Genomic DNA, 21,536 nt, shown 5'->3' with positions numbered 1-21,536 from the left:
AAGCCATCGACTGCGCTCGTATCGCCCTTTCCTGACGGCGAAGGCGCTGCGTGAGCCGCCTGGCTATGCGCAATCGAGTTGAAGTGATAAGAACCTGTTTACGGTCTTTTCATGCGCCGCGCAGCCAGGCAAAGGCGCGGCGGGCAAGGCGCCTGCCGCAGCCCAGACTGGGCGTCTGCGCAAGGCGGGCAACGCGGCCCGGTGCGCCTTTGCCTGGCTGCCCTTGGGGTTGGCTCGCCAGGCGCACGCTGCGGCGTTGCCAATCCTCGTCGGGCCAACAGCCCGACTGCGGTTTGCGCCTTGCATCGCATCGCCTGGTGAGGCAACGCGGCGTATGAAAAGAGCGTAAACAGGTTCTAAGTCCTCTGCACCAGCGCGGAGCGTCTGCGCCCCGGCCACTAGCGACAAAGTCGCAGCACCTCCTCGCCGTAGGCCTGCAGCTTCTTTTCGCCCACGCCGGAAATGCCACGCAGATCGTCGAGCGTTCCGGGCTGTGCGGTGGCGATGGCCAGCAGTGTCGCGTCGTGAAAGATCACATAGGCGGGCATGCCGTGCTCGCGCGCGACCTCCGCGCGCCACGCTTTGAGAGACTGCAAGCGCTGGCGCGCGGCCGCATCAAGCTGGACCAGTTGCGCATCACGCGCGCTGCTTGTGCTTGGCGTTGCGCGCCGCAGGCTGCCGTTGCCGCGCGCGGGCTTCTCGCTGGCCACACGCAGGCGGATCGGCTGGGTGCCGGCCAACACGGCCTTGGCCGCAGGCCCCAGACGCAGGGTGTTGAAGCTGGCCGCGTCGGCGACGATGGCGTCGCGCGCCACCAGCTGCCGGATCAACGTACTCCACTGGCGCTCGCCCAGATCGGCGCCGATGCCGAATGTGGACAGCTGCGCGTGGCCATGCTGCTCGACCTTGGGCGTGGGCTTGCCACGCAGGATATCGATGAGGTGGCCCGCACCAAACGCAATGCCGCTTTTTTGCTGCACGCGCCAGATGCACGAGAGCAGCTTGCGCGCTGCCTCGGTGGCGTCCCAGGTCTCGGGCGGGAACAGGCAGTTGTCGCAGTTGCCGCACGGCTCGGAATGTTCGCCGAAGTACGCCAGCAGATGCACGCGCCGGCACTCGGTGGTCTCTGCCATGGCCAGCAGCGCGTCCAGCTTGGCGCGCATGACCTGGCGATGGGCTTCGCTGGCCGGGCTTTGCGGATCGTCGATCATGCGTCGCTGGTTGACGACGTCGGCCAGACCGTAGGCCATCCAGGCATCGGCAGGCAAGCCATCGCGCCCTGCCCGGCCAGTCTCCTGGTAATAACCTTCAATGTTCTTGGGCATGTCCAGATGGGCGACAAACCGCACGTCCGGCTTGTCGATGCCCATGCCAAAGGCAATGGTTGCCGTCATCACCAGGCCTTCCTCTCGCAGGAAGCGGTCCTGGTGGCGCTGGCGCTCATCGGCCGGCAGACCGGCGTGATAGGGCAAGGCGTCGATGCCGTTTTGCACCAGCCATTCGGCTGTTTCCTCGACTTTTTTGCGGCTCTGGCAGTAGACGATGCCGGCATCGCCTTCGTGCTCGTCCTCAATGAAGCGCAGCAGCTGCCGGCGCGCATCACTTTTCTCGACCACGTGATAGCAGATGTTGGGGCGGTCGAAACTGCTCACATAGCACTGTGCCTGTTGCAGTTGCAGGCGCTCGATAATGTCTTCCCGCGTGACGGCATCGGCCGTGGCCGTCAGCGCCAGGCGGGGCACCTGTGGAAAGCGCTCGTGCAGCAACGCCAGTTGCCGGTATTCCGGGCGGAAGTCATGCCCCCACTGGCTGACGCAATGGGCCTCGTCGATAGCAAACAGGGCAAGCTGCCCACGCTGGTAAAGCGCAGCGAGAAAGTCCTGGAACGGCGCAGACGTCACGCGTTCGGGCGCGGCATACAGCAGGGTCAACTGGCCGCTGCGCGCCTGCGCCAGCACACTCTGCGCCTGCGCGAAATCCAGTGCCGAATGCAGGCACTGGGCCGCCACGCCCACCTGCTGCAGTGCGCGCACCTGGTCGTGCATCAGCGCAATCAGTGGCGACACGACAACGGTCAGTCCCCGGCCCTGCTGCTGGCGCACAATCGCCGGGATCTGATAGCACAGCGACTTGCCTCCCCCTGTGGGCATCAGCACCAGCGCATCGTGCCCGTCGATGGCATTGGCGATGATCTCGGCCTGCAGGCCACGGAAGGCGGGGTAGCCAAATACCTGCTGCAACACATGCAGCGCCTGGGAAAAAGCGGGGGAGGACACAGTAAACCAAGTTCGGACAGAAACCTGCGGCAAGCAGGCGCAGACAGCGCGCGATGGCACATGGGGCACCAGACTGCCGCCGCGCTATCTGCGTGCATAAGGCAAACGCACATTATCGACCGCAAGGCCCCTGACTGCGCCATGTGCGCATGCTGGGTACACTGCCGAGCACCGCCGCACCCGAATTTTTCCGCATCGCGTCATGGGCCACGTCCTTGCCATCATTTTTCCCGTCTTTGGCCTGATTGCGGCAGGTTATCTGTGCCGCCGCATCGGGGTGCTGGGCCCGGCATCGGCAGCCGAACTCAATCGTTTCGTAGTCTGGCTGGCGCTGCCGGCAATGCTGTTTCAGAACCTCGCCAAGGCCGACTTCGCCAGTCTGCTGCAGCCGGGCTTCATTGCCACCTACGCCGTAGCCGGATTAGGCCTGTTTGCGATCGTGCTGCTCTGGCAACGCCGCTGCGGCCAGAGCATGGCCGATGCCAGCGTCACTGCGCTGGCCGGGGCCTACCCGAACGCAGGCTACATGGGCTTTCCACTCACGCTGCTACTGTATGGGGATGCCTCGCTGGTGCCGACCACCATCGCTTCCATGCTGGTGGTGTGTGTCATGTTTGGCCTGGCCATTGTCTGCATTGAGGCGGCGCGCCAGGCAGGTCAGGGCCGGGTGCACGCGTGGCTGCCGCGGGTATGCCTGTCCCTGCTGAAAAACCCGTTGATTGCCGCGCCGCTGGCTGGCGGAGTGCTGGCCGCTCTTGACTGGCGGCTGCCGCAGGCTGCCGACCAGCTGCTGAACCTGCTGGCCGCCGCAGCCAGCCCTTGCGCGCTGGTCAGTCTGGGCCTGTTTCTGGCCAGCCGAAGCGGCACCGCCCTGCACGCCGAACAAGCCATCCGTGCGGACGACAGCCACGCCACGCGCAGCGCCTGGCAGCTCACTGCCATCAAGCTCGTGCTGATGCCCGCGCTGACCTGGCTACTGGCGGTGTGGGTGTTCGCCCTGCCCGCACCGCTGTGGCAAATAGCGGTCATTCTGGCGGCACTCCCCACTGGCACAGGCCCCTACATGCTGGCTGACATGTACCGGCGCGACGGCCTGGTGACCGCCCGCACCGTGCTGTTCTCCACGCTCGCCTCCACGGTCACACTGGCGCTGCTGATTCACTGGCTGCCCCGGGCGTGAACGCCCTGCGCAGCGCATGCGCCCGATGCCGCAGCGCACGTCATGGTCCCGCGGCCACACCTTGCCGATCGATCGCCTCCTGGCGCTGCTGTAGCGCGCGCCACATCACCTTGCCACTGCCACTCTTGGGCAGCGCATCGACGAATTCCACCAGCCGGGGCGCCTTGTAGGCGGCCATGTGGTTGCGACACCATGCGATCAGGGCATCCTCCGTGAGCGCCTCATGGCCTGGCCGTAGCACGACAAATGCCTTGACCGTCTCACCGCGGTAGGCATCGCGCGCGCCGATAACGCACGCTTCCTGCACAGCAGGATGGCGGAACATCAAAGCTTCGACTTCGGCAGGCCATACCTTGAAGCCAGAAGCATTGATCATGCGCTTGAGCCGGTCGGTCAAAAAGAAATAGCCCTCCTCGTCCATATGGCCCAGATCGCCGGTGCGAAAGAATCGCCTGCCCTCCAGTGTCACAAAAGCCGCATCGGTGGCTGCCTGGTTACGCCAGTAGCCATCGAATACCTGGGGGCCATGCACCAGAATTTCCCCTTGGGCGCCGGGCGGCAATACCGCCAGGGTATCGGGGTCGACAATGCACGCGCAGGTACCGATGATGGGAATGCCCAGACACTGCTGCTTGGGCCGGTGGTGCGGATTGCTGTGGGTGGGCGCGGCGGTCTCGGTCAGCCCGTAGCCTTCCACATACGCCAGTCCGAACTGACCCTGCAGGCGCTGGGCAACAGCTTGCGGCATGGCGGCACCGCCGCCGCCGATGTGTTCGAGGCTGCCAAGATCGAAATCGGCGATATTGGGGCTGGCCAGCAGATCAATGACCATCGTCGGAATGTTGGTCCACGTCGTCACTTTCCATTTAGAAATCAGCCGCCCCGCCAGCTCCCTGTCCCAGCGGGGCATCAGGATTTGCGTAGCCCCCAGGTAGATGCTGCCGTGCATGACCACCACCATGCCGGTGATGTGAAACATCGGCACTACCGACAGTGACACGGCCTGCATGGTCTGCTGCCCCCACAGCGCAGCGCCCACCACGTTGTGCTGGATGCTGCGGTGCGGATGCATGCAGCCTTTGGGCAGCCCCGTGGTTCCGCTGGTGTAGGGCAACACGGCCAGATCGGCCGGACCCGCAGTGTGCGGCGGCGGTGGCGCGCTGCATGCCAGTGCCTCACGCCAGGCATGGTGGCGGCCTTCTTGCAGCATGGCGCCGTCAGGCGCGCCACACAGCCAGTCCCGCCATGCCGCAGGCGGCGCGTCATCGCCCATTGCCTGTGGATCGAACGCATCGGTGAATGCAGTCACGATCAGATGCTGCAGCGACGGATCTCCCTCAGCCCCGACCGCATTGGCAGCCTGGACCAGCTGCGGTGCGAGGTCTGCGGTGCACAGCGCCACCGACGCGCCGGAGTCGCGGATGTAGTGGGCCAGCTCCTCGGCAAGGTTCATCGGGTTGACCGGCACCACCACCGCGTTGGCGCGCAGGATGGCGTAGTGCGCAATCACCAGTTGGGGGCAGTTCTGCATGAAAACGATGACGCGCGCGCCCTTTTGCACGCCCAGCTGGTACAGGTAAGCAGCCAGCTGCTCGGCCTGCCCAGCCAGCTGCGCATAGGTAGTGACGGTGCCGAAGAACACCAGCGCAGCCTTGTCGGGGTAGCGCGCCGCACTCACCGCGAGGTTGTGCCAGACGGAAGTGGCAATTGCAGGGACGTGACGCGGCACGCGCTCGGGCCAGAACGCATCGTGCAAAGGCATGGCATGGACTCCGGGAAAGAGGGGCAGGCAACGCATGCGCGCAGCCCGGTCCATACAGGCTAGCCGCGCCCCTGCCCCAGGGCAACGGGGCGCGCCCGCAGAACGCGGCCGTTTTCGTCACCTGCGTTACAGCCGCGTGCCTCTCAGAACCTGTTCACGCTAAGGCGTGGCCTTCCTGCCAATGCACACCGCCCTGGGTGGCATTGTCGATGGCTTGGCGCAAGGGTTGGGCCTGCGCCTCCAGTACCGAGATGCGCAGCATCACTTGTTGACCATAGTCGACCGACACGATGGTTGCACCATGCTGGGCGGCCACATGCCGGATGGTGTTCTCATGCGCGTAGTCGGCACGCAGCAGCCACTGCCACTGGCGCTGCAGCAGCACCTTCTCCGCCCCCGCCAGCGCCTGCGCAACGGCGTCGGTGTAGGCACGCACCAGACCGCCAGCTCCCAGCTTGATGCCCCCGAAGTAGCGCACTACGGTGGCGAGCACTCCGTCGAGCTGGTGGTGGCGCAGCACCTCCAGCATCGGCCTGCCGGCCGTACCGCTGGGCTCGCCATCGTCATTGGCCGCCGATTGCCCGCCTGCCATCAGCGCCCAGCATACGTGGCGCGCCTGGGGATGCGCACGCCACAGCGCCGCAACAACCTCCTGCGCCTGCGCCCGCCCGGAGACAGGCTGCACGCAGCCGATGAAGCGGCTTTTTTTGATGATGATTTCGCTGTGCGCCGCACGCGCCAATGTGGTGGCCATGATGCTCAGGATGCCGCACAACTGCTGGTGCACGCTGGATGGGCGCAAAAAAAGCACCAGGCCTGGTGCTTTTTGCTTGTACTGGCTCCCCGACCTGGGCTCGAACCAGGGACCTGCGGATTAACAGTCCGTCGCTCTACCGACTGAGCTATCGGGGAAAGAAGCCGCGCATCATAGCAGAGAGTTGGCAGTACCCGATACAAAAAGTGCGTTGCCGCGCATCAACTGCCATTTTTTACTGTGGTTTGATGTGAATGGGGTTCGGGAACGTCGGTCTCGCCTGGGTCCATCGCTGTTTGGCAGTGCCAAAGCTGACAAGCATGACCGCTGCCAGCTTCGGTGATGGCGGAATGCGCGGCGTTCTGCACACGATTTTTTCGATATATAATCACGGGCTTCTTTCCCCGATAGCTCAGTCGGTAGAGCGACGGACTGTTAATCCGCAGGTCCCTGGTTCGAGCCCAGGTCGGGGAGCCAGAATTGGAAAAGGGACAGGTTTTACAAAGCCTGTCCCTTTTGTTTTGTGCGCTGCCGTTGGCAGTGGCTGCTTGCTCAGTCCAGCAGGCCGTTCTTGAGCGCGTAATAGGTCAGGTCGCTGTTGGAGTTCAGCGCCATCTTCGTCATCAGACGGGTGCGGTAGGTGCTGACGGTCTTTACGCTCAGCGAGAGCTCCTCGGCAATGGCACCCGCCGTTCTGCCCTTGGCGAGCTTGAGAAAGACCTGAAACTCGCGCTCGGAGAGCTGCTCATGCGGCAGTGATTCATCCTCCTTGCCCAGCCGCTGCGCCAGCAGGTCGGCCACGCCGGGGCTGATGTAGCGCTTGCCCAGCGAGATAACGCGAATCGCCTCGACGATTTCCGCAGGATCGCACTCCTTGTTGAGATAGCCACTTGCCCCCTGGCGAATCAGGTTGACGGCGTAGTGCTCCTCAGGGTATCCGCTGAGAATCAGCACGCCCATGTCCGGTGCCTTGGCGCGCAGCATGGCCAGCACGTCCAGGCCATTCTGATCGGGCATGGCAATGTCCATGATCAGCACATCGATCTGCTCCTTGCGCACCAGATCGATGGCGGCGCGCCCCGATGCGGCCTCGCCGACAACACGTATATCTACATGCTCGGCAAGGAACTGGCGCAGACCTGAACGGACGATGGCGTGGTCATCCACGATGCCAACTGTGATCATGAAACCTCTCCGAAAAAAACTGCCAGATAAACGTTGCCTGACTCGGACCAGAAACAGCACTGCCGGTGCCGCAAACATGCAGCGAAAACGCCATCCGCCCAGTGGGCGGCCCTACTCCGTCCGACAGACAGTACCACTCTTTTTGTTCAGCAAATTGTGCTTGAGCTTGTCAGACAGCGACGTAAGAAGAAACGCTATGTTGCATTGGCAACGCCGGACCGCGTAACCCAACAACCAGCGCTGGCCTACGTCAACGGCCAGAAAACCATGGTACGTTTGGCTCCTTGCCACCGCTATCTGCTTCGCGCCATGACCGAATCCCCCCGCCCCGCAGCCGCTGACCGGCGCGCTCTGCCGCCGCGCAGGAAAATGCTTGATCCGAGGGTGCTGTTTGCCATGGCGGTTTGCGTGGCGATCGCCTTCCTGGGCCTCAATGAGTATGCGTACCAGGGCGCACGCAAGGCCGCGGAAACCGACTATGGCTTGCAGGAGCACCGCACCGCGCTCTACAAGCTGACGCAGTCGCTGTTCATTGCCCAGGCCAGCCTGCGCAGCTACCTACTCTCCGACGACGAGTCACTGCTCGAGCAACACAGACAGGCGCTGCAGTCGCTGTCCTCGGACATCGAGCAACTCGAACTGGCAGCGATGGAGCAAGGACTGGATCGGGAGGCGGCGCTGGAACTACGCGATGAAGTGGTCTACCAGATCACGGAGATGGAGCTGGCCCTGCGGCTCTACCAGCAAAATCGCATGGAAGCGCTGGAGTTCCTGCTCAGCAGTGACCGCTCAAGCGGCCTGTTCCAGCGCCCTGCGACCCTGAGCCAGCAACTGCTGGCCTACCAGGATGACAAAAAAATGCAGTCGCGTGAGACCTTGCAAGGCTTTCTGGGCATCTCACGCGTGGGCGTGGCGCTGCTCACGCTGGTCGCGCTGGTGGCGTTCTGGCTCTATCTTCGCCAGATCAGTGCGCGCAAGGCCGAGGACATGCTGGTGCAGAAGCACCTGGAGCGTGAGCGCGACGCATTGGAGCGGCTGGTACGCCAGCGCACGGCATCGCTATCGGAGCTGGCCTCCTACCTGCAGCAGGTGCGCGAGCACGAACGCAGCCACCTCGCCAATGAACTGCATGATGAGCTGGGCGCGCTGCTGACAGCCGCCAAGCTCGACATCGCACGGCTGCGCCCACGCATTGACATGAAGAACGAGGTGATCGCCGAGCGCGTCGCGCATCTGACCGAGACGCTCAACCAGGTCATCGCCCTCAAACGCCGCATCGTCGAAGACTTGCGCCCCTCCTCCCTCAATACCCTGGGCTTGAACGCTGCGCTGGACAACCTGCTGCAGGAGTTCTCCCGACGCACCGAGCTGCAGATCCAGTCCGACCATGAGGATCTGGATCTGGGCGATCGCAACCTGGAGCTGACTGTCTACCGCATCGTTCAGGAGGCGCTGACCAATATCTCCAAGTACGCCAAGGCCAGTACCGTCAAGACCATCGTGCATCGCTACCCCAAACACCTGCTGGTCAGCATCAGCGATGATGGGCAGGGTTTTGAGCCCGACAGCGTCAGCACCGCCACACACGGCATTCGCGGCATGCGCCACCGGGTCGAGGCCCTCGGCGGGCAACTGGTGGTGGAGTCCCGCCCCGGCGCCGGCACCACCGTCCAGGCGACGATTCCGCTGCCCGCCGTCAACACGGAAGCGGCCGCACCAGCCGCAGCCGCCAGCCACCCCGCGTAAGCCCTTCCCTTTCGGATTTTTCGTCCCCTTGGGCAGCTCCCCGCCACTGCGCACCGCACAAGTGGTGCGACATGCCCAGGTGTTCGCTTGCAACCTGCGCAGCGTCCGCCTCGCTGGCGCGCCATGCCTGCGCAGGAGAGGCGTGCGCCCTGCCACCCAGCGGCGATAGCAGTTGTGCCAAAGACGTTGCAGGCAATGGCGGTGCGTTCCTGACTCGGCGCAACGTGCTGCCGCACCGAGAAGCATGGACAGCCTGTGCTGTTGCCTCGCCGGCGCAAGCCTTGCACCGGAGCACTTGCATTTTTCCGCCCATAAACTATACTCCCCCATAGTATTTGAGAGCATTCAACCCATGCCGCCCGATGCGGCGTCATTCATACGGAATCTTCATGCCCTATATTGCCGAAGACAAACGCCGCGTCGTCACGCGGCTGCGCCGCATCAGAGGCCAGGCCGAAGCCCTGGAACGTGCCGTCGAGGCCGGCACCGAATGCGCGCAGCTGCTGCAGCAGCTTGCCGCGCTGCGCGGCGCGGCCACCAGCCTGATGACCGAGGTGCTGGACATGCATCTGCGCGAGACTTTCGTCACGCCGCCAGCGCAAACGACGCCGCCTGATGCACAGGCGCTGAACCACGCCGTGGACGAGGTGATGCGCATCGTGCGCGCCTACGTCCGATAAGCGCTGTCCTCTTTCCCCTGCTTTTCTTCCCTTTCGTTCTGATCAAGGAGTTCCCATGAAATCACGTGCTGCTGTTGCATTCGCCGCAGGCCAACCTCTGCAAATCGTCGAGATCGACGTCGAACCGCCCCGCAAGGGCGAGGTGCTGGTCAAGATCACCCATACCGGCGTCTGCCACACCGATGCCTTCACCCTGTCGGGCGATGATCCGGAAGGAGTCTTTCCTGCCGTGCTGGGCCATGAAGGGGCAGGCATCGTCGTCGAGGTCGGCGAAGGCGTCACCAGCGTCAAGCCTGGCGACCACGTCATCCCGCTCTACACCGCCGAATGTGGCGAATGCCTGTTCTGCAAGAGCGGCAAGACCAACCTGTGCGTGGCAGTGCGCGCCACCCAGGGCAAGGGCCTCATGCCTGATGGCACCACGCGCTTTTCCTACAACGGCCAGCCGATCTACCATTACATGGGATGCTCGACATTCAGCGAATACACTGTCGTGGCCGAAGTTTCGCTGGCCAAGGTCAACCCCAACGCCAATCCTGAACAGGTCTGCCTGCTCGGCTGCGGGGTCACCACGGGGCTGGGCGCTGTCAAGAACACTGCCAAAGTGCAGGAAGGCGATTCCGTGGCCGTGTTCGGCCTCGGCGGCATCGGCCTGGCCGCCATCCAGGGCGCCAAGCTCGCCAAGGCAGGACGCATCATCGCCATCGACACCAACCCGGCCAAGTTCGAGCTGGCGCGCACCTTCGGTGCAACCGATTGCGTCAACCCCAAGGACTATGACAAGCCCATCCAGCAGGTCATCATCGAAATGACTGGCTGGGGCGTGGACCACTCCTTCGAATGCATCGGCAACGTCCACGTGATGCGCGCCGCACTGGAGTGCGCGCACCGCGGCTGGGGCCAGTCCGTCATCATCGGCGTGGCTGGTGCCGGCCAGGAAATCAGCACGCGGCCCTTCCAGCTCGTTACGGGTCGCCGCTGGCTGGGCACCGCCTTCGGTGGCGTCAAGGGCCGCAGCGAGCTGCCAGGCATGGTCGAGGACGCGATGGCCGGCAAGATCCAGCTGGCACCATTCGTTACCCACACCATGCCGCTGACCGACATCAACAAGGCGTTCGACCTGATGCACGAAGGCAAGTCCATCCGCTCCGTGGTGCACTATGGCTGATGGATTGAATGCCGCCAGTACCCATTGGGACGACCGCTACAGCGGCGCGGCGTTTTTCTACGGTACGGCGCCCAACGACTTTCTGGCCGAGCACCACCGCCTGCTTGCAGGCCCCGTGCTGTCGCTGTCGGAAGGCGAAGGGCGCAACGCTGTGTTTCTGGCGCAGCGGGGGCTGGATGTGCTAGGTGTCGATCTGTCGGAAGTGGGGCTGCGCAAGGCCGAGCAACTGGCGGCCGAACGTGGCGTGCACATCCGCACGCTCTGCGCCGATCTGGCCACCTACACGCCACAGGCGGAACAGTTTGGTGCCGTCATCTCCATCTTTGCCCATCTGCCAAGCAGCCTCCGCCAGCGGCTTTATCCGCTGGTGGTGCGCAGCCTGAAGCCGGGCGGGATATTTCTGCTGGAAGCCTATTCGCTCGACCAGTTGCCACGCAGTACCGGCGGCCCGAAGGACGCAGACATGCTGATGAGCGTGGACAAGATTCGTGCCGAATGGCCCACGCTGGAGCCGCTGCTGCTGCGTGAAACCGAACGTGAAGTGCGCGAAGGCCAGGGGCATACGGGGCTTGCCGCAGTCGTCCAGTTCATTGGCCGCAAACCTGCTTGAAACAAGGAGCCGAACATGCAACGCATCGAACAACACGCCAGCTTTGGCGGCCGCCAGGAAGTCTGGCAACACGCCTCCACCACACTGAACTGCACGATGAAAGTGGCGGTCTATCTGCCTCCTGCCGCACTGCAGGGCCAGCGCTGCCCGGTGCTGTACTGGCTGTCTGGGCTGACGTGCACCGAGCAGAACTTCATCACCAAGGCCGGCGCACAGCAGTACGCCGCGCGCCACGGCATCATTGTCGTCGCGCCGGACAGCAGCCCGCGCGGCGAGGGCGTGGCAGACGACCCCGCCTACGACCTGGGCCAGGGCGCCGGCTTCTATGTCGATGCCACGCAGGCGCCCTGGGCCACGCATTACCAGATGCAGCGCTATGTGGCCGAGGAATTGCCCGCGCTGATTGAGCAGCACTTTCCAGCCACGGACGTGCGCGGCATCTTTGGCCACTCCATGGGCGGCCATGGTGCGCTCGTCACGGCCTTGCGCAACCCCGGCCGCTACCGGTCGGTATCTGCGTTCTCGCCCATCGTGGCACCCAGCCAGGTTCCCTGGGGTCAGAAGGCACTGGCGGCCTATCTCGGCAATGACCGTGAACAATGGCTGAACTGGGATGCCACGGCGCTGATCGCGACCGCCAAGGAACGTCTGCCCCTGCTGGTCGACCAGGGCGAGGCAGATGAATTCCTCGCTGAACAGCTGCGTCCCCAGCTGCTGCAGGCTGCCTGCGAGGCGGCGGGCCACCCCATCACGCTGCGCATGCAGCCGGGCTACGACCACAGCTATTACTTCATCGCCAGTTTCATGGAAGACCATTTCGCGCACCACGCAGCAGCATTTGCGAATCCGCGCTGAGTCGGCGGGCACACCCAGCAACCGTCCAGTACGCTCTCTGCCTAGTCAGGCCCGTGCACCGATTGCGAACAGATGGTCGCAATCGGTGCACAGGCCTTCCCGCGTTCTTCACACTGTACCAACCAAGAGAAAAAGAACAGAAAATCATTTGAAATTTCAAATGATTTAAACCGTGAATTGGCATGTTTTTTGCTGGCCATCTTCCTGACCAATTTGGTCATGAACGCATCACCATTCGATGAAAGTCAAAAGCCATGCGGAGAAGTTTTGGGCATGAAAATCCAAAACCTCTTTGTGTGCCTCACGGAAGAAGGAACCCTCCCATGTCTCTGAAACTCAAGCAATATCCTGTGATCCTCGCAGGCTCGGTGCTGTCATCAGCACTGTTTGCGCAGGCAGGCTCCTCAGTTGCCATTTATGGCTTAGTTGATGCGGGGATCCGCTACACCAACAACACGGATGCCTCCGCTGACAGCAGCACCAAGCTGTCCAACGGTTCACGCACTGCATCCCGATTGGGCTTTCGAGGCAATGAAACACTCAGTGACGATCTGCAGGCCATCTTTGCCATGGAGATCGGGCTAGATCCTACTACCGGCGCCGCTGGTGATGGCTCTCGTTACTTCAACCGCCTCACATCCGTTGGCCTCAAGAGCAAGTCCTTGGGCCAAATCACCATTGGACGTCAATATGGAATGATCCATGAGTTTCTGGCCTTCAACGGCATTGACGCACTGGACGTTGCCAACTATCCGGAATGGGCCTACTACGTGGGTGCACAGTACACGCCGCGCTATGACAGCTCGGTGCGCTACACACACCAGATTGGCGGCTTTGTCGTCAGCGCAATGGGTGTGATTGACAACAGCAAGAGTAAGACGAGCTATCCACTTGGAGCCGCCTTGGTCTACAAAGGCGCGAACTGGCAGTTTGGAGGCGCCTACATGCAGGAAAAGCCCAGCATCGAAACGACCGATGCCAAACGCAAGAGCTATTCGCTTGGCGGCACCTACCAGTTCAACGCGATCAAGCTCCACGCCTTTTATCTCGGACACAAGAACGATGTCACGAATCGTGAAGACAAGACCTATGCGGTCGGGTTTGGCTATGACGTTTCATCCAGCATGAAGTTGCTTGGTGAAATGCTGCACACCAAAAGCGATATCAGCAACATCAGTGGGAAGCGCACAGCCGGTATTCTGACGGCCGAGTACTACCTCTCCAAGCGTACCCAGCCCTACATCGGCATTGACTACACCAAGTTCTCGGATGCGCTCGTTCCTGCCAGTGGCAAGGATTCCCGCGTAGGTCTGGCAGTCGGTCTGCGGCACCGTTTTTGAGCAGCGCTCTACTTTCCCCCTGCGGCAACGCTCCAAAAGGTCATCGTTTGATGACCTTTTCCTTTATCGGTCCATTCCGCCGAGGCAAATTGGCAAGCGCTCAGGAAAGCTCAGAAATATGGAGTTCTTGGAAAAAAGCCATACGCGCGTGGCGCCTCTGCTGCAGAGCCTCATCGAGCAGCTGAGGAACCTCTTCAGGCATGAATCCGCACAGGATCTGCGGTCGCACCACGTTGCGAAAAAGGTCCACCATGAAGTCCTCATCCGCACGGAGCTCCCTGGCTGCGAGGCTGTAAACCAGAAAGTTGTTGCGGGCAGCGCATCGCAACACCTCCCGATCACCGCGCAGTGACTGGTCTGCCACACTGAGCGCCAACCCATCGTTCGATACCGCCAGCATCACTACCTGCCTGTCTGCACGTAGACGCGAAGAAGCGAACTCCAGCGCCATTCCGGTGCGCGCGACAGCCTCTCGCACAATCGTTTCATCGTCGCGCCAGGCCTGCGGCAAAAGCGCCAGCCAATAGCCGTTTTTGCGCACCGCATGCAATGCGTGCACATGCGAGGCAGGAACACCGTGGGCAGTCGTCGCTTCGGCAGTCATTGTCTATATCTCCGATTCAATGCGTCCAGCTCGTGCGCAGCCACGTCAGTGGATCGACAGCCAGGCTGGCAACCAAGTAGCGATACCTGGCAGAACTATCACCAGCACGAGCATCATCAATCCGAACAGGACATACGGCGCGACGGCCAGGAACAGCTCGGACGTCGCAATATTGGGAGGTGTCACGCTACGCATTGTCAGCACGAGCATGCCAAACGGTGGGGTCAACAGTCCAAGCTGCATACAGATCAGATAAAGCACACCAAACCATAACGGATCCCACCCAAAATGCTGCATCAGCGGTATGTAGAAGGGCAACGTCATCAGCATCATGCTGACCTGGTCGACAAAACAGCCAAGCAGCAGCAGGATCAGCATCATCAACGCCAGCACCATCCAGGACTGCAGGCCCGAGCCGAGGATGCCGCGCACTAACCCATCAGTTGCACCAGAAAAGGCCAGAATCTGCGAAAACGTCGACGCGCCAATGATGATGAACAGAATCATGCCGGTCAACGCCGCCGTGTTCATCAGCGATACCGTCAGATTTTTCCACGTCAGGCTGCGATGCAACAGGCACACCAGCAGACATGCCGATGCGCCCACAGCGGCCGACTCCGTAGGGGTTGCCCAACCCAATGTCATTGAAAGCACAACCAGCACGAAGATCGCTACCAGCGGCAGCACATGCAGCACCAACGCGCGCCAGCGCTGCCAGCCATCGAGACCGTCCTCGGCCTCTCCATCTGAGCCGGGGGCCCAGTCGGGCGAAATACGTACGCGAACGATGATGAACACGATGAACATCAGCGCCAGCAGCAAGCCCGGCATGAGTCCAGCGATGAGCAAGCCTGCAATCGAGATCTGCCCCAGGCTGCCCAACAGCACCGCTATTGCCGATGGTGGAATCAGCATGTCCACCGCACCAATCGCCATGATGGGGCCGGTAGCCAGTCGAGGGTGGTACCTGCGTCGCAGCATCTCCGGCAAAAGCACGCTTCCCAGCAATGCGGTGGTCGCTACCGATGAGCCGGATATCGCCGAGAACACCGTTCCACCCACTACTGCCACCACAGCCAGCCGTCCCGGCACTCGGCGAATGACCCGATCAAACGCATCGATGGCCTTGAACGCAACTCCGGAACGAAAAAGCAGCTCCCCCATCAGCAGGAAGAACGGAATCGGTGTCAGTGAGAAGTTAGTAACCGATGCAATACCGTTGCGCACCGACTGCATAAGACCGGCCTCGCCGCCTAGGTACACAAATGCACCGATCAGATTGATGCAAATGAACGTAAGGCCCGCAGGCAGACCAGCACACAGCAAAAGCGTCAGGCCGCCAAAAAAAAGAATCAGAGTCTGCCACCACTCCATCACAGTCCTCCCGGTGCGGCTTCGTCCTGCGCAGTCGCTGGCAGAAACATGCGACGCGCGCATTCAATGGACAAAAGCGCAAAGCCAATCGGCATGCCGATATACAGCCACCATTCCGGAAACACCAACGCTTTGATCACCAGTGCGCCAGACTGACGCGAATCAAGCAGCAAAGTCAACGCATACCAGGCGAACATCGCCGCCGCAACCATCCCGATGGCCGCAGCCGCGCGTTCGACCAGGCGCCGCGCGGATTCCGGCAGCATGGACTGCAGCACATCCAGTCGCACATGCTGGTTGCGGTACATCAACCAAGGAGCAGTCAAACTGATGAGCGTCGGCAGTGCATATTCGGACACTTCGAGAATCCAGTCCAGGCTGCCCAAGCCCAGATTGCGCGCCAGCACGTCATAAGTTACGACAACCGTCAATACAGCGACAATGCACGCGGCACAGGCACCCAGGCCGCGCATCAAATAGTCATAGGCCTTCATGGCTCAGGCACCCCTGCATTTTTCTCAAGGAATCAGCCGTCATTGCTCTGCGACCATGAGTTCACGAAGCTTGGGCCCGTGCTCCGGGCTGAGTCGAATGATGCCGGCCCACGCGGTATCAAGTGACTTGCGCAGATACTCCTGCGCATCCTCACCTTTGAACGTAATGACCTGAATCCCTGCATCTTGTTGGCGCTGGAGATCAATGGCCACATCCGCCATGGATTTCTCCAGAGCCAGCCTCTCCAGCCAATCACGCTGACGCTCAAGAAAGGTTTGCTGCTCGGGGGAGAGTTTTTGCCAGGACTTGAGGTTGAACTGCACCCCCATCTCCAGGTTATGAAAACCTGGATCAACGCGGTACTTCGTGACTTGCTGCCACCCCATATCAAACACGCCCAGCAGTGGCCACCCATAGCCATCGACAACTCCACGCTCCAGCGCGGTATAAACCTCACCTGGCGGGGTCTGAATGACGGTGGCACCCAGTGCTTGGAAAAATTCACGAAAGTTGGGCGCAATGCGGACCTTCAGACCGCTGAGATCAGGTCGGCTAATCGGCTTTGTCAAATAAAGGTGGTACTTGACGCCATCACCGGTACGCGCAAAGTACATCAAGTTTTTCTCGGCCATCAGCTGGTTGATGTAATCTAGCGCGCCATTTCTGCGCAGCTCCTGAAATGGCACCGTGGCATAGTTGAGCGCCTGCACCTCAGGCACGATGCCACCTGCATAGGAGGCCGTGGTGGCGGCCATATCCACGACACCATTGCGTAACGCCGCAGGCTGCTCCAGCGTCGGAATCGCCTTGGGCCCACCAATGTATTGGATCTGCACAAGCCCCTTGCCTTCCTCGTTGACTTTCTTCACGAAGGCCTCGAAGTTCTGGGCGAAGTAGGTGCCCTCTTGGAAGGCATTGATCGCCTTGAGCGTCACCTCCTGCGCCTGCGTGGCAACACTAACAGCGGCAAGTACCGTGGCTACCCACGCTGCCTTGAAACGGTCTGTCATTTCAATGCTCCCGGTATGTCTCGTGAAGAAAACAGCACGGCTGTGTGAGTTCGCTCACCAGCTCGGACCACGTTCGGCGCGCATTTTGCGCACCATCGCATCGAAGAACTTGTTGGCAAAATCTCCCTCTCGGATCAACATCGCGGTCAATTCCATGCATTTGGTCTTGATGGCATCGGGCAGCTGCGTGTCCGGTCCAGGCAGCGCAGCCGAAGCACACTGGATCTCCCCGGCGCGCTGCACCGTCCAAAGCAGGAAGAACGCCTTGGCGATGGACCCTTCTGCCACCGCGATACCATGGTTGCGGAGCACCAGGATGTGCTTGTCGCCCAGACTGGCAACCATGCGCTCCTTCTCATCCGCAAACAACGTGATGCCCTCGAAGCTGTGATAGCCAACGCGGCCGTAAAGCTGTGCGCCATAAAAGTTGTTGTGATCGAAACCCGCTTGCTTCTGAGCCACGGCAGACAGCGGCGTGGTGTGCGTGTGAATGACACATTGCACATCCTCGCGGGCGGCATGAATGGCAGCGTGCAGAGCAAATCCTGCGGGATTACCGTCGTAGGGCGACTCCTGCAGCTTGTGGCCATCCAGGTCGACTTTCAGCAAGTTGGCGGGCGTGATTTCCGTATAGTTCAGACCGAACGGATTGACCAGATAGTGATGGGCTGGACCAGGCAGACGAGCCGAAATATGGTTGAAAATCGTCTCCGTCCAGCCCATATAGTCGATCAGGTGGTAGCACTCGGCGAGCTGGCAGCGCAACCTCCACTCCTCGTCGGAGCAATCGGGCGCGCGGTGCATCTCAACAGGTGCGGAAGAAAAGTCAGCGACACTGTTCATGAAAAACCTCCTTGTTGGGTTTTGGGAGTTGGGTGGGATCGACGGGCGCGATGTCATCGGATGCGGCACGTGCCTCGTCGCGGAAATGCGCCAGCGCAATCACACGCTCGGTGACAGGCATGGCAATATCCTGAAGAGTGGCTAACTCCAATACCGCATCGCCAATAGCAGCGAGTTCCAACCGCCGACCTGCCTCAAAGTCCTGCAGCATTGAAGTACGCACTGCCCCCATCGCAGCGCCCTCGCGGATGAAATTTGCCGGTGTGAAGGCGATGCGTGCACCGAATGCCGCCGCCAGAGACAGGCCCTCGCGCAGCATCTCCCACACGATGGCGAGCAGTCGTGTGTCACCGTAGATGGATTGCAACGTTGCGCCACTGATGACAGACAAGGGATTCGAAGTCAGATTGGCCAAAATCTTGGTCCATAACGCATCGCGGATTTGCGGTGTGACGCGCGCCTCAATACCAGCTCTCTCCAGCCAGTCGGCCAGCCGCTGAAGCCGAGCGGAACTGCCTGCATGGTCAATTTCGCCAAGAACCATGAGCAGTGGGTTGTCGGAAACCACCTCTCCTGGGCGCACACGCTCGGCGGTAATAAAAACTACTGCTCCGACGATCTGGGTGGCCGGCAGCAACGCTGACAGCGTTCCCTCGGGGTCGACCGCCTGCACCCGGCGCCCTTGCCAGGGACCGGGCAGCGCCTGAAAGTACCACCACGGCACGCCATTGACTAACGGCACGACGCAGGTCTCAGGACCGATCATGGGCAGCGCGGACCGCAGCAACTGTTGCATGTCGTGTGCCTTGGCGCAGAGAAACAACACATCCTGCGGTCCCAGCCCACTTGCATCATCGCTCGCCAGCACTGGCGCCTGCAAGCAGTCGCCTCTGCGGTGCAGTCGAACACCCTCGCTGCGCAAGCTGGTCAGGCTGGCGCCGCGGGCGAGTACATGCACGCGCGCCCCGGCTCGTGCAAGTAATGCAGCCAGCGTGCAGCCGATGGCACCAGCACCCGCGATGCCTACGCGCAGCGCCGAAGAGACATTGCGCGTATTCATGTGACCAGCAACTCCTGATGGCCACCGGCAGCGCCCAAATAGGCTTCGATCACACGGGGATCATGTGCCAGCGCGCTGGCGGGGCCCCGCATGATGACGCGCCCGAGTTCCAGCACATAGGCATAGTCGGCAACATTGAGTGCGGCGCGTGCGTTCTGCTCGATCAGAAGAATGGACACCCCCCTCTCTCGCAGCGAGGCAATGATGCGAAAAATGTCGCGCACGATGAGCGGAGCCAGGCCGAGGCTGGGCTCATCGAGCATCAGCAGGCGCGGCTTACCCATTAGTGCACGGCCCACTGCCAACATCTGGCGCTCTCCTCCAGAGAGCGTACCGGCTTCTTGATGACTGCGCTCCTTCAGGCGAGGAAACAGGGCAAAGACCTCCTCCAGCGCCTCCTCTCGGAACCGCCTGGGCCGATGACGAAAACGGAAGGCCCCCAGTTCCAGGTTCTCCCGCACGCTCATGCTGGAAAACAACGCGCGCGTCTCCGGCACCAATGCCATGCCGTGCGCGACATGCTCCTCAATGCTGGCGCGCGTCAAGTCATGCCCCTCCAGCAAAACCCGCCCTCGCGCGCGAAGCACGCCCATAATCGCCGCCAAGGTTGTTGTCTTGCCCGCACCATTGGGACCGATGACGGTGACGATCTGTCCTTGCCGCACTTCAATGTCCACATCGAATATCGCGTCGATATGGCCATAGGAGGCCCCGAGCTTGCGCACGCTCAGCAGCGCGCAAGCGTCTGCTGCAGCGTCTCCCAAACGGTTTGCAGCGCTGACTTCGCTCATTCTTCCACTCCTCCCAGATAGGCCTTAAGCACCGCAGGGTCGCGCTGCACTTCCTCGGGGCGGCCTTCGGCAATGCGCTGGCCAAACTCCATCACGATGACGCGATCGACCAGTCCCATCACGAAGTCCATGTCATGCTCAACCAGAAGTACTGCCACCCCTTCGCTGCGCAGCTTGCGCAAAAGCTCCGCCAGTGCCTGCTTTTCCTTGTGACGCAAGCCAGCGGCAGGTTCGTCAAGCAGCAACAGGCAGGGATCTGCACACAGCGCGCGGGCAATTTCCAGGATGCGCTGCTGGCCCAGAGCAAGGCTGCCAGCGGTGCGCTCCAGGTGTTCTCCCAGGCCCACGCGTTCCAGCTGCCTTCGCGCTTCGGCCAAAAGCCGGGCTTCATCTTCTCCATCCAAATGCAGCGCTGACGCAAACACGCCCTTGTGTCCGCGCAGATGAGCGCCGATGGCCGCGTTCTCCAACACCGTCATTTCCGGCAGGAGCTTGACATGCTGGAAAGTGCGTGAGAGTCCCCTGGCCGCCAACTCGCGCGGGGTGCGGCCATTGATGCGGTGGCCACGGAAAAGCACATCTCCCTCATCCGGCACATCTACGCCAGAGACCAGATTGAACAGCGTGCTCTTGCCCGCCCCGTTGGGACCAATGACGGCAACAATTTCCCCGGCATCCACGCGCAACGACATCTGCCTGTTCGCCACCAGCCCCCCGAACCGGCGAGTCACGTCGCGAACGTCAAGAATGCGCTCACGCGGCTTGGGCCTCGGGCGACGCGGAAGGGGCTCAACTGCGGCGCCGGTCTGCGGCAAACGCATATGGCCGTGCTGACGCAACTTCAATCGCCTGGCGACCCCCTGCCAGATACCACCCGGCCAACGGTGCATCACCAGGACGATCAGCAGCCCGAACACAATGCTCTCATAGTTGCCACCGTGCCCCAGCAGCGCCGGCAGCCAGTCCTGCAACCACTCGCGCATCAGCACCACAGCCGCGGAGCCTATGACCGCACCCCATAAGCTGCCGATGCCGCCCAGCAGCGCCATGAACAGGTAATCAATTCCGGCTTGAACCCCGAATGGTCCGGGACTCACGAAGCGCTGCGTGTAGGCATACAGCCAGCCAGACAGTCCTGCCAGCGCAGCGGCGATCAGGAACACGATCATCTTGGTGCGGAATACATCCACGCCCATTGACGCCGCCATCTCCTGGCCTCCACGCAGTGCACGAATGGCGCGGCCAAGACGTGACTCCAACAGGTTGCGGATCAGCACGATGGCCAGCAGCACGCAGCCCCAGATCAAATAGAACATGCGTGGCCCATCGCCGAATGTGAGCCCGAAAATGCGCAGCGGGGGCAGATCTGGCACGCCGGAGTGCCCGCCGAGACTCTCAATAGTGCCAAACAGCGAATACAGTGCCATGCCCCAGGCGATAGTGCCAAGCGGCAGGTAATGACCTTGTAACCGCAACGTCAGCAATCCCAGCACGAGGGCAAACAGCAGCGTCAAAGCCAAGCCAGCGGCAAGCGCCAGCCAGGGAGCGCCCATCATCGCGCCCAGATTAAGCGTCGAGGGCGCGATCAGCGCAGCAGTCGTGTACGCCGACAAACCCACAAATGCCGCCTGTCCGAAGCTCGTCATGCCGGCTATGCCGGTCAGGAGAACGACACCCAGCGTCGCAAGGGCAAACATGCCAATGTTGTTAAGCACCGAAATGTAGAAGGTCGAAACCACAAGGGGTATGACCAACAGCAGCAGGATCAGCGGCAGCCACATACGGGAAAAGGAACGCGCCATC

At 61.7% G+C, this 21,536-nt stretch carries 20 protein-coding genes and 2 tRNA genes; 9 read left to right on the top strand and 13 right to left on the bottom strand.

The window, feature by feature from the left end; translation table 11 throughout:
• Positions 1-398: 398 nt before the first annotated feature.
• Positions 399-2,276, bottom strand: a complete 1,878-nt coding sequence (gene recQ / locus AAV94_RS00260) for a DNA helicase RecQ (RefSeq protein ID WP_046740322.1) — start codon at positions 2,274-2,276, stop codon at positions 399-401.
• A gap of 202 nt (positions 2,277-2,478) precedes the next feature.
• On the opposite strand from recQ, the gene AAV94_RS00255 reads away from it, so the two are divergent.
• On the top strand, positions 2,479-3,456 hold the full coding sequence (locus tag AAV94_RS00255; protein ID WP_046740321.1) for an AEC family transporter: 978 nt from the start codon (positions 2,479-2,481) through the stop codon (positions 3,454-3,456).
• Between the two features lie 40 nt (positions 3,457-3,496).
• Here AAV94_RS00255 and AAV94_RS00250 read toward each other — a convergent pair whose 3' ends face one another.
• The 3 genes from AAV94_RS00250 to AAV94_RS00240 form a co-directional block, all read right to left on the bottom strand.
• On the bottom strand, positions 3,497-5,218 hold the full coding sequence (locus tag AAV94_RS00250; protein ID WP_046740320.1) for a long-chain fatty acid--CoA ligase: 1,722 nt from the start codon (positions 5,216-5,218) through the stop codon (positions 3,497-3,499).
• A gap of 154 nt (positions 5,219-5,372) precedes the next feature.
• Positions 5,373-5,972, bottom strand: coding sequence for an IMPACT family protein (locus AAV94_RS00245; protein ID WP_046740337.1), 600 nt, complete (start codon positions 5,970-5,972; stop codon positions 5,373-5,375).
• Positions 5,973-6,054: 82 nt separating this feature from the next.
• Positions 6,055-6,130, bottom strand: a tRNA-Asn gene (locus AAV94_RS00240).
• A 243-nt stretch (positions 6,131-6,373) separates the two neighbouring features.
• Here AAV94_RS00240 and AAV94_RS00235 point away from each other — a divergent pair.
• A tRNA-Asn gene (locus tag AAV94_RS00235) sits at positions 6,374-6,449 on the top strand.
• A gap of 75 nt (positions 6,450-6,524) precedes the next feature.
• Here the strand turns inward: AAV94_RS00235 and AAV94_RS00230 are convergent.
• Positions 6,525-7,157 carry a response regulator gene (locus tag AAV94_RS00230; RefSeq protein WP_046740319.1) on the bottom strand — a complete coding sequence of 211 codons (633 nt, stop codon included), beginning with the start codon at positions 7,155-7,157 and terminating at the stop codon, positions 6,525-6,527.
• Between the two features lie 309 nt (positions 7,158-7,466).
• On the opposite strand from AAV94_RS00230, the gene AAV94_RS00225 reads away from it, so the two are divergent.
• From AAV94_RS00225 to AAV94_RS00200, 7 genes are all read left to right on the top strand, one after another.
• Entirely contained in the window at positions 7,467-8,903 is a 1,437-nt protein-coding gene (locus tag AAV94_RS00225) for a sensor histidine kinase (RefSeq protein ID WP_197407972.1), read from the top strand.
• Between the two features lie 389 nt (positions 8,904-9,292).
• A complete protein-coding gene (locus AAV94_RS00220) occupies positions 9,293-9,583 on the top strand; it encodes a metal/formaldehyde-sensitive transcriptional repressor (protein WP_046740317.1) in 291 nt (96 codons plus the stop codon).
• A gap of 55 nt (positions 9,584-9,638) precedes the next feature.
• Positions 9,639-10,751, top strand: coding sequence for an S-(hydroxymethyl)glutathione dehydrogenase/class III alcohol dehydrogenase (locus tag AAV94_RS00215; protein ID WP_046740316.1), 1,113 nt, complete (start codon positions 9,639-9,641; stop codon positions 10,749-10,751).
• Complete coding sequence (locus AAV94_RS00210; RefSeq protein ID WP_046740315.1) at positions 10,744-11,361, top strand: SAM-dependent methyltransferase; 618 nt, start codon at positions 10,744-10,746, stop codon at positions 11,359-11,361. The genes AAV94_RS00215 and AAV94_RS00210 overlap by 8 nt, the downstream gene beginning before the upstream one ends.
• A gap of 15 nt (positions 11,362-11,376) precedes the next feature.
• Positions 11,377-12,216 carry an S-formylglutathione hydrolase gene (gene fghA, locus AAV94_RS00205; RefSeq protein WP_046740314.1) on the top strand — a complete coding sequence of 280 codons (840 nt, stop codon included), beginning with the start codon at positions 11,377-11,379 and terminating at the stop codon, positions 12,214-12,216.
• Positions 12,217-12,288: 72 nt separating this feature from the next.
• Positions 12,289-12,549, top strand: a complete 261-nt coding sequence (locus tag AAV94_RS14990) for a hypothetical protein (protein WP_197407971.1) — start codon at positions 12,289-12,291, stop codon at positions 12,547-12,549.
• Positions 12,540-13,556, top strand: coding sequence for a porin (locus tag AAV94_RS00200; protein WP_046740313.1), 1,017 nt, complete (start codon positions 12,540-12,542; stop codon positions 13,554-13,556). The genes AAV94_RS14990 and AAV94_RS00200 overlap by 10 nt, the downstream gene beginning before the upstream one ends.
• Positions 13,557-13,656: 100 nt before the next feature.
• Here AAV94_RS00200 and AAV94_RS00195 read toward each other — a convergent pair whose 3' ends face one another.
• The 8 genes from AAV94_RS00195 to AAV94_RS00160 all read right to left on the bottom strand — a co-directional run bounded on the left by AAV94_RS00195 (position 13,657) and on the right by AAV94_RS00160 (position 21,535).
• Entirely contained in the window at positions 13,657-14,160 is a 504-nt protein-coding gene (locus AAV94_RS00195) for a DUF4116 domain-containing protein (protein ID WP_046740312.1), read from the bottom strand.
• A gap of 45 nt (positions 14,161-14,205) precedes the next feature.
• Positions 14,206-15,534, bottom strand: a complete 1,329-nt coding sequence (locus AAV94_RS00190) for a TRAP transporter large permease (RefSeq protein WP_046740311.1) — start codon at positions 15,532-15,534, stop codon at positions 14,206-14,208.
• Complete coding sequence (locus tag AAV94_RS00185; protein WP_046740310.1) at positions 15,534-16,028, bottom strand: TRAP transporter small permease; 495 nt, start codon at positions 16,026-16,028, stop codon at positions 15,534-15,536. Before AAV94_RS00185 ends, AAV94_RS00190 begins: the two co-directional genes overlap by 1 nt.
• 39 nt (positions 16,029-16,067) lie before the next feature.
• A complete protein-coding gene (dctP, locus tag AAV94_RS00180; RefSeq protein WP_197407970.1) occupies positions 16,068-16,964 on the bottom strand; it encodes a TRAP transporter substrate-binding protein DctP in 897 nt (298 codons plus the stop codon).
• A gap of 129 nt (positions 16,965-17,093) precedes the next feature.
• Positions 17,094-17,882: a class II aldolase/adducin family protein gene (locus AAV94_RS00175; protein ID WP_046740308.1), complete on the bottom strand. Its 789-nt coding sequence runs from the start codon at positions 17,880-17,882 to the stop codon at positions 17,094-17,096.
• A complete protein-coding gene (locus AAV94_RS00170; protein ID WP_046740307.1) occupies positions 17,866-18,942 on the bottom strand; it encodes a ketopantoate reductase family protein in 1,077 nt (358 codons plus the stop codon). The genes AAV94_RS00175 and AAV94_RS00170 overlap by 17 nt, the downstream gene beginning before the upstream one ends.
• Positions 18,939-19,733 (bottom strand): ABC transporter ATP-binding protein, encoded by a 795-nt coding sequence (locus tag AAV94_RS00165; RefSeq protein WP_046740306.1) that lies wholly within the window; start codon positions 19,731-19,733, stop codon positions 18,939-18,941. The genes AAV94_RS00170 and AAV94_RS00165 overlap by 4 nt, the downstream gene beginning before the upstream one ends.
• The gene (locus AAV94_RS00160) at positions 19,730-21,535 is read right to left on the bottom strand and encodes a branched-chain amino acid ABC transporter ATP-binding protein/permease (protein ID WP_046740305.1); all 1,806 of its coding nucleotides are present in this window, start codon (positions 21,533-21,535) and stop codon (positions 19,730-19,732) included. Before AAV94_RS00160 ends, AAV94_RS00165 begins: the two co-directional genes overlap by 4 nt.
• Between the last annotated feature and the right edge of the window lies 1 nt (position 21,536).

Source organism: Lampropedia cohaerens (genome assembly GCF_001005215.1).
GTDB classification, from domain to species: Bacteria; Pseudomonadota; Gammaproteobacteria; order Burkholderiales; family Burkholderiaceae_C; genus Lampropedia; species Lampropedia cohaerens.
The sequence above is the reverse complement of the archived record's forward strand: the minus strand, read 5'-3'. Positions and strand labels throughout refer to the sequence as shown.

Coding starts and splice junctions, on each gene's coding strand:
- AAV94_RS00250 (WP_046740320.1), bottom strand. CDS start 5,218: ATGCCTTTGCACGATGCGTTCTGGCCCGAGCGCGTGCCGCGTCACGTC.
- AAV94_RS00225 (WP_197407972.1), top strand. CDS start 7,467: ATGACCGAATCCCCCCGCCCCGCAGCCGCTGACCGGCGCGCTCTGCCG.
- AAV94_RS00175 (WP_046740308.1), bottom strand. CDS start 17,882: ATGAACAGTGTCGCTGACTTTTCTTCCGCACCTGTTGAGATGCACCGC.
- AAV94_RS00160 (WP_046740305.1), bottom strand. CDS start 21,535: ATGGCGCGTTCCTTTTCCCGTATGTGGCTGCCGCTGATCCTGCTGCTG.
- AAV94_RS00195 (WP_046740312.1), bottom strand. CDS start 14,160: ATGACTGCCGAAGCGACGACTGCCCACGGTGTTCCTGCCTCGCATGTG.
- AAV94_RS00190 (WP_046740311.1), bottom strand. CDS start 15,534: ATGGAGTGGTGGCAGACTCTGATTCTTTTTTTTGGCGGCCTGACGCTT.
- AAV94_RS00170 (WP_046740307.1), bottom strand. CDS start 18,942: ATGAATACGCGCAATGTCTCTTCGGCGCTGCGCGTAGGCATCGCGGGT.
- AAV94_RS00255 (WP_046740321.1), top strand. CDS start 2,479: ATGGGCCACGTCCTTGCCATCATTTTTCCCGTCTTTGGCCTGATTGCG.
- AAV94_RS00165 (WP_046740306.1), bottom strand. CDS start 19,733: ATGAGCGAAGTCAGCGCTGCAAACCGTTTGGGAGACGCTGCAGCAGAC.
- fghA (WP_046740314.1), top strand. CDS start 11,377: ATGCAACGCATCGAACAACACGCCAGCTTTGGCGGCCGCCAGGAAGTC.
- AAV94_RS00210 (WP_046740315.1), top strand. CDS start 10,744: ATGGCTGATGGATTGAATGCCGCCAGTACCCATTGGGACGACCGCTAC.
- AAV94_RS00230 (WP_046740319.1), bottom strand. CDS start 7,157: ATGATCACAGTTGGCATCGTGGATGACCACGCCATCGTCCGTTCAGGT.
- AAV94_RS00220 (WP_046740317.1), top strand. CDS start 9,293: ATGCCCTATATTGCCGAAGACAAACGCCGCGTCGTCACGCGGCTGCGC.
- AAV94_RS00185 (WP_046740310.1), bottom strand. CDS start 16,028: ATGAAGGCCTATGACTATTTGATGCGCGGCCTGGGTGCCTGTGCCGCG.
- AAV94_RS00200 (WP_046740313.1), top strand. CDS start 12,540: ATGTCTCTGAAACTCAAGCAATATCCTGTGATCCTCGCAGGCTCGGTG.
- AAV94_RS00215 (WP_046740316.1), top strand. CDS start 9,639: ATGAAATCACGTGCTGCTGTTGCATTCGCCGCAGGCCAACCTCTGCAA.
- AAV94_RS14990 (WP_197407971.1), top strand. CDS start 12,289: ATGGTCGCAATCGGTGCACAGGCCTTCCCGCGTTCTTCACACTGTACC.
- AAV94_RS00245 (WP_046740337.1), bottom strand. CDS start 5,972: ATGGCCACCACATTGGCGCGTGCGGCGCACAGCGAAATCATCATCAAA.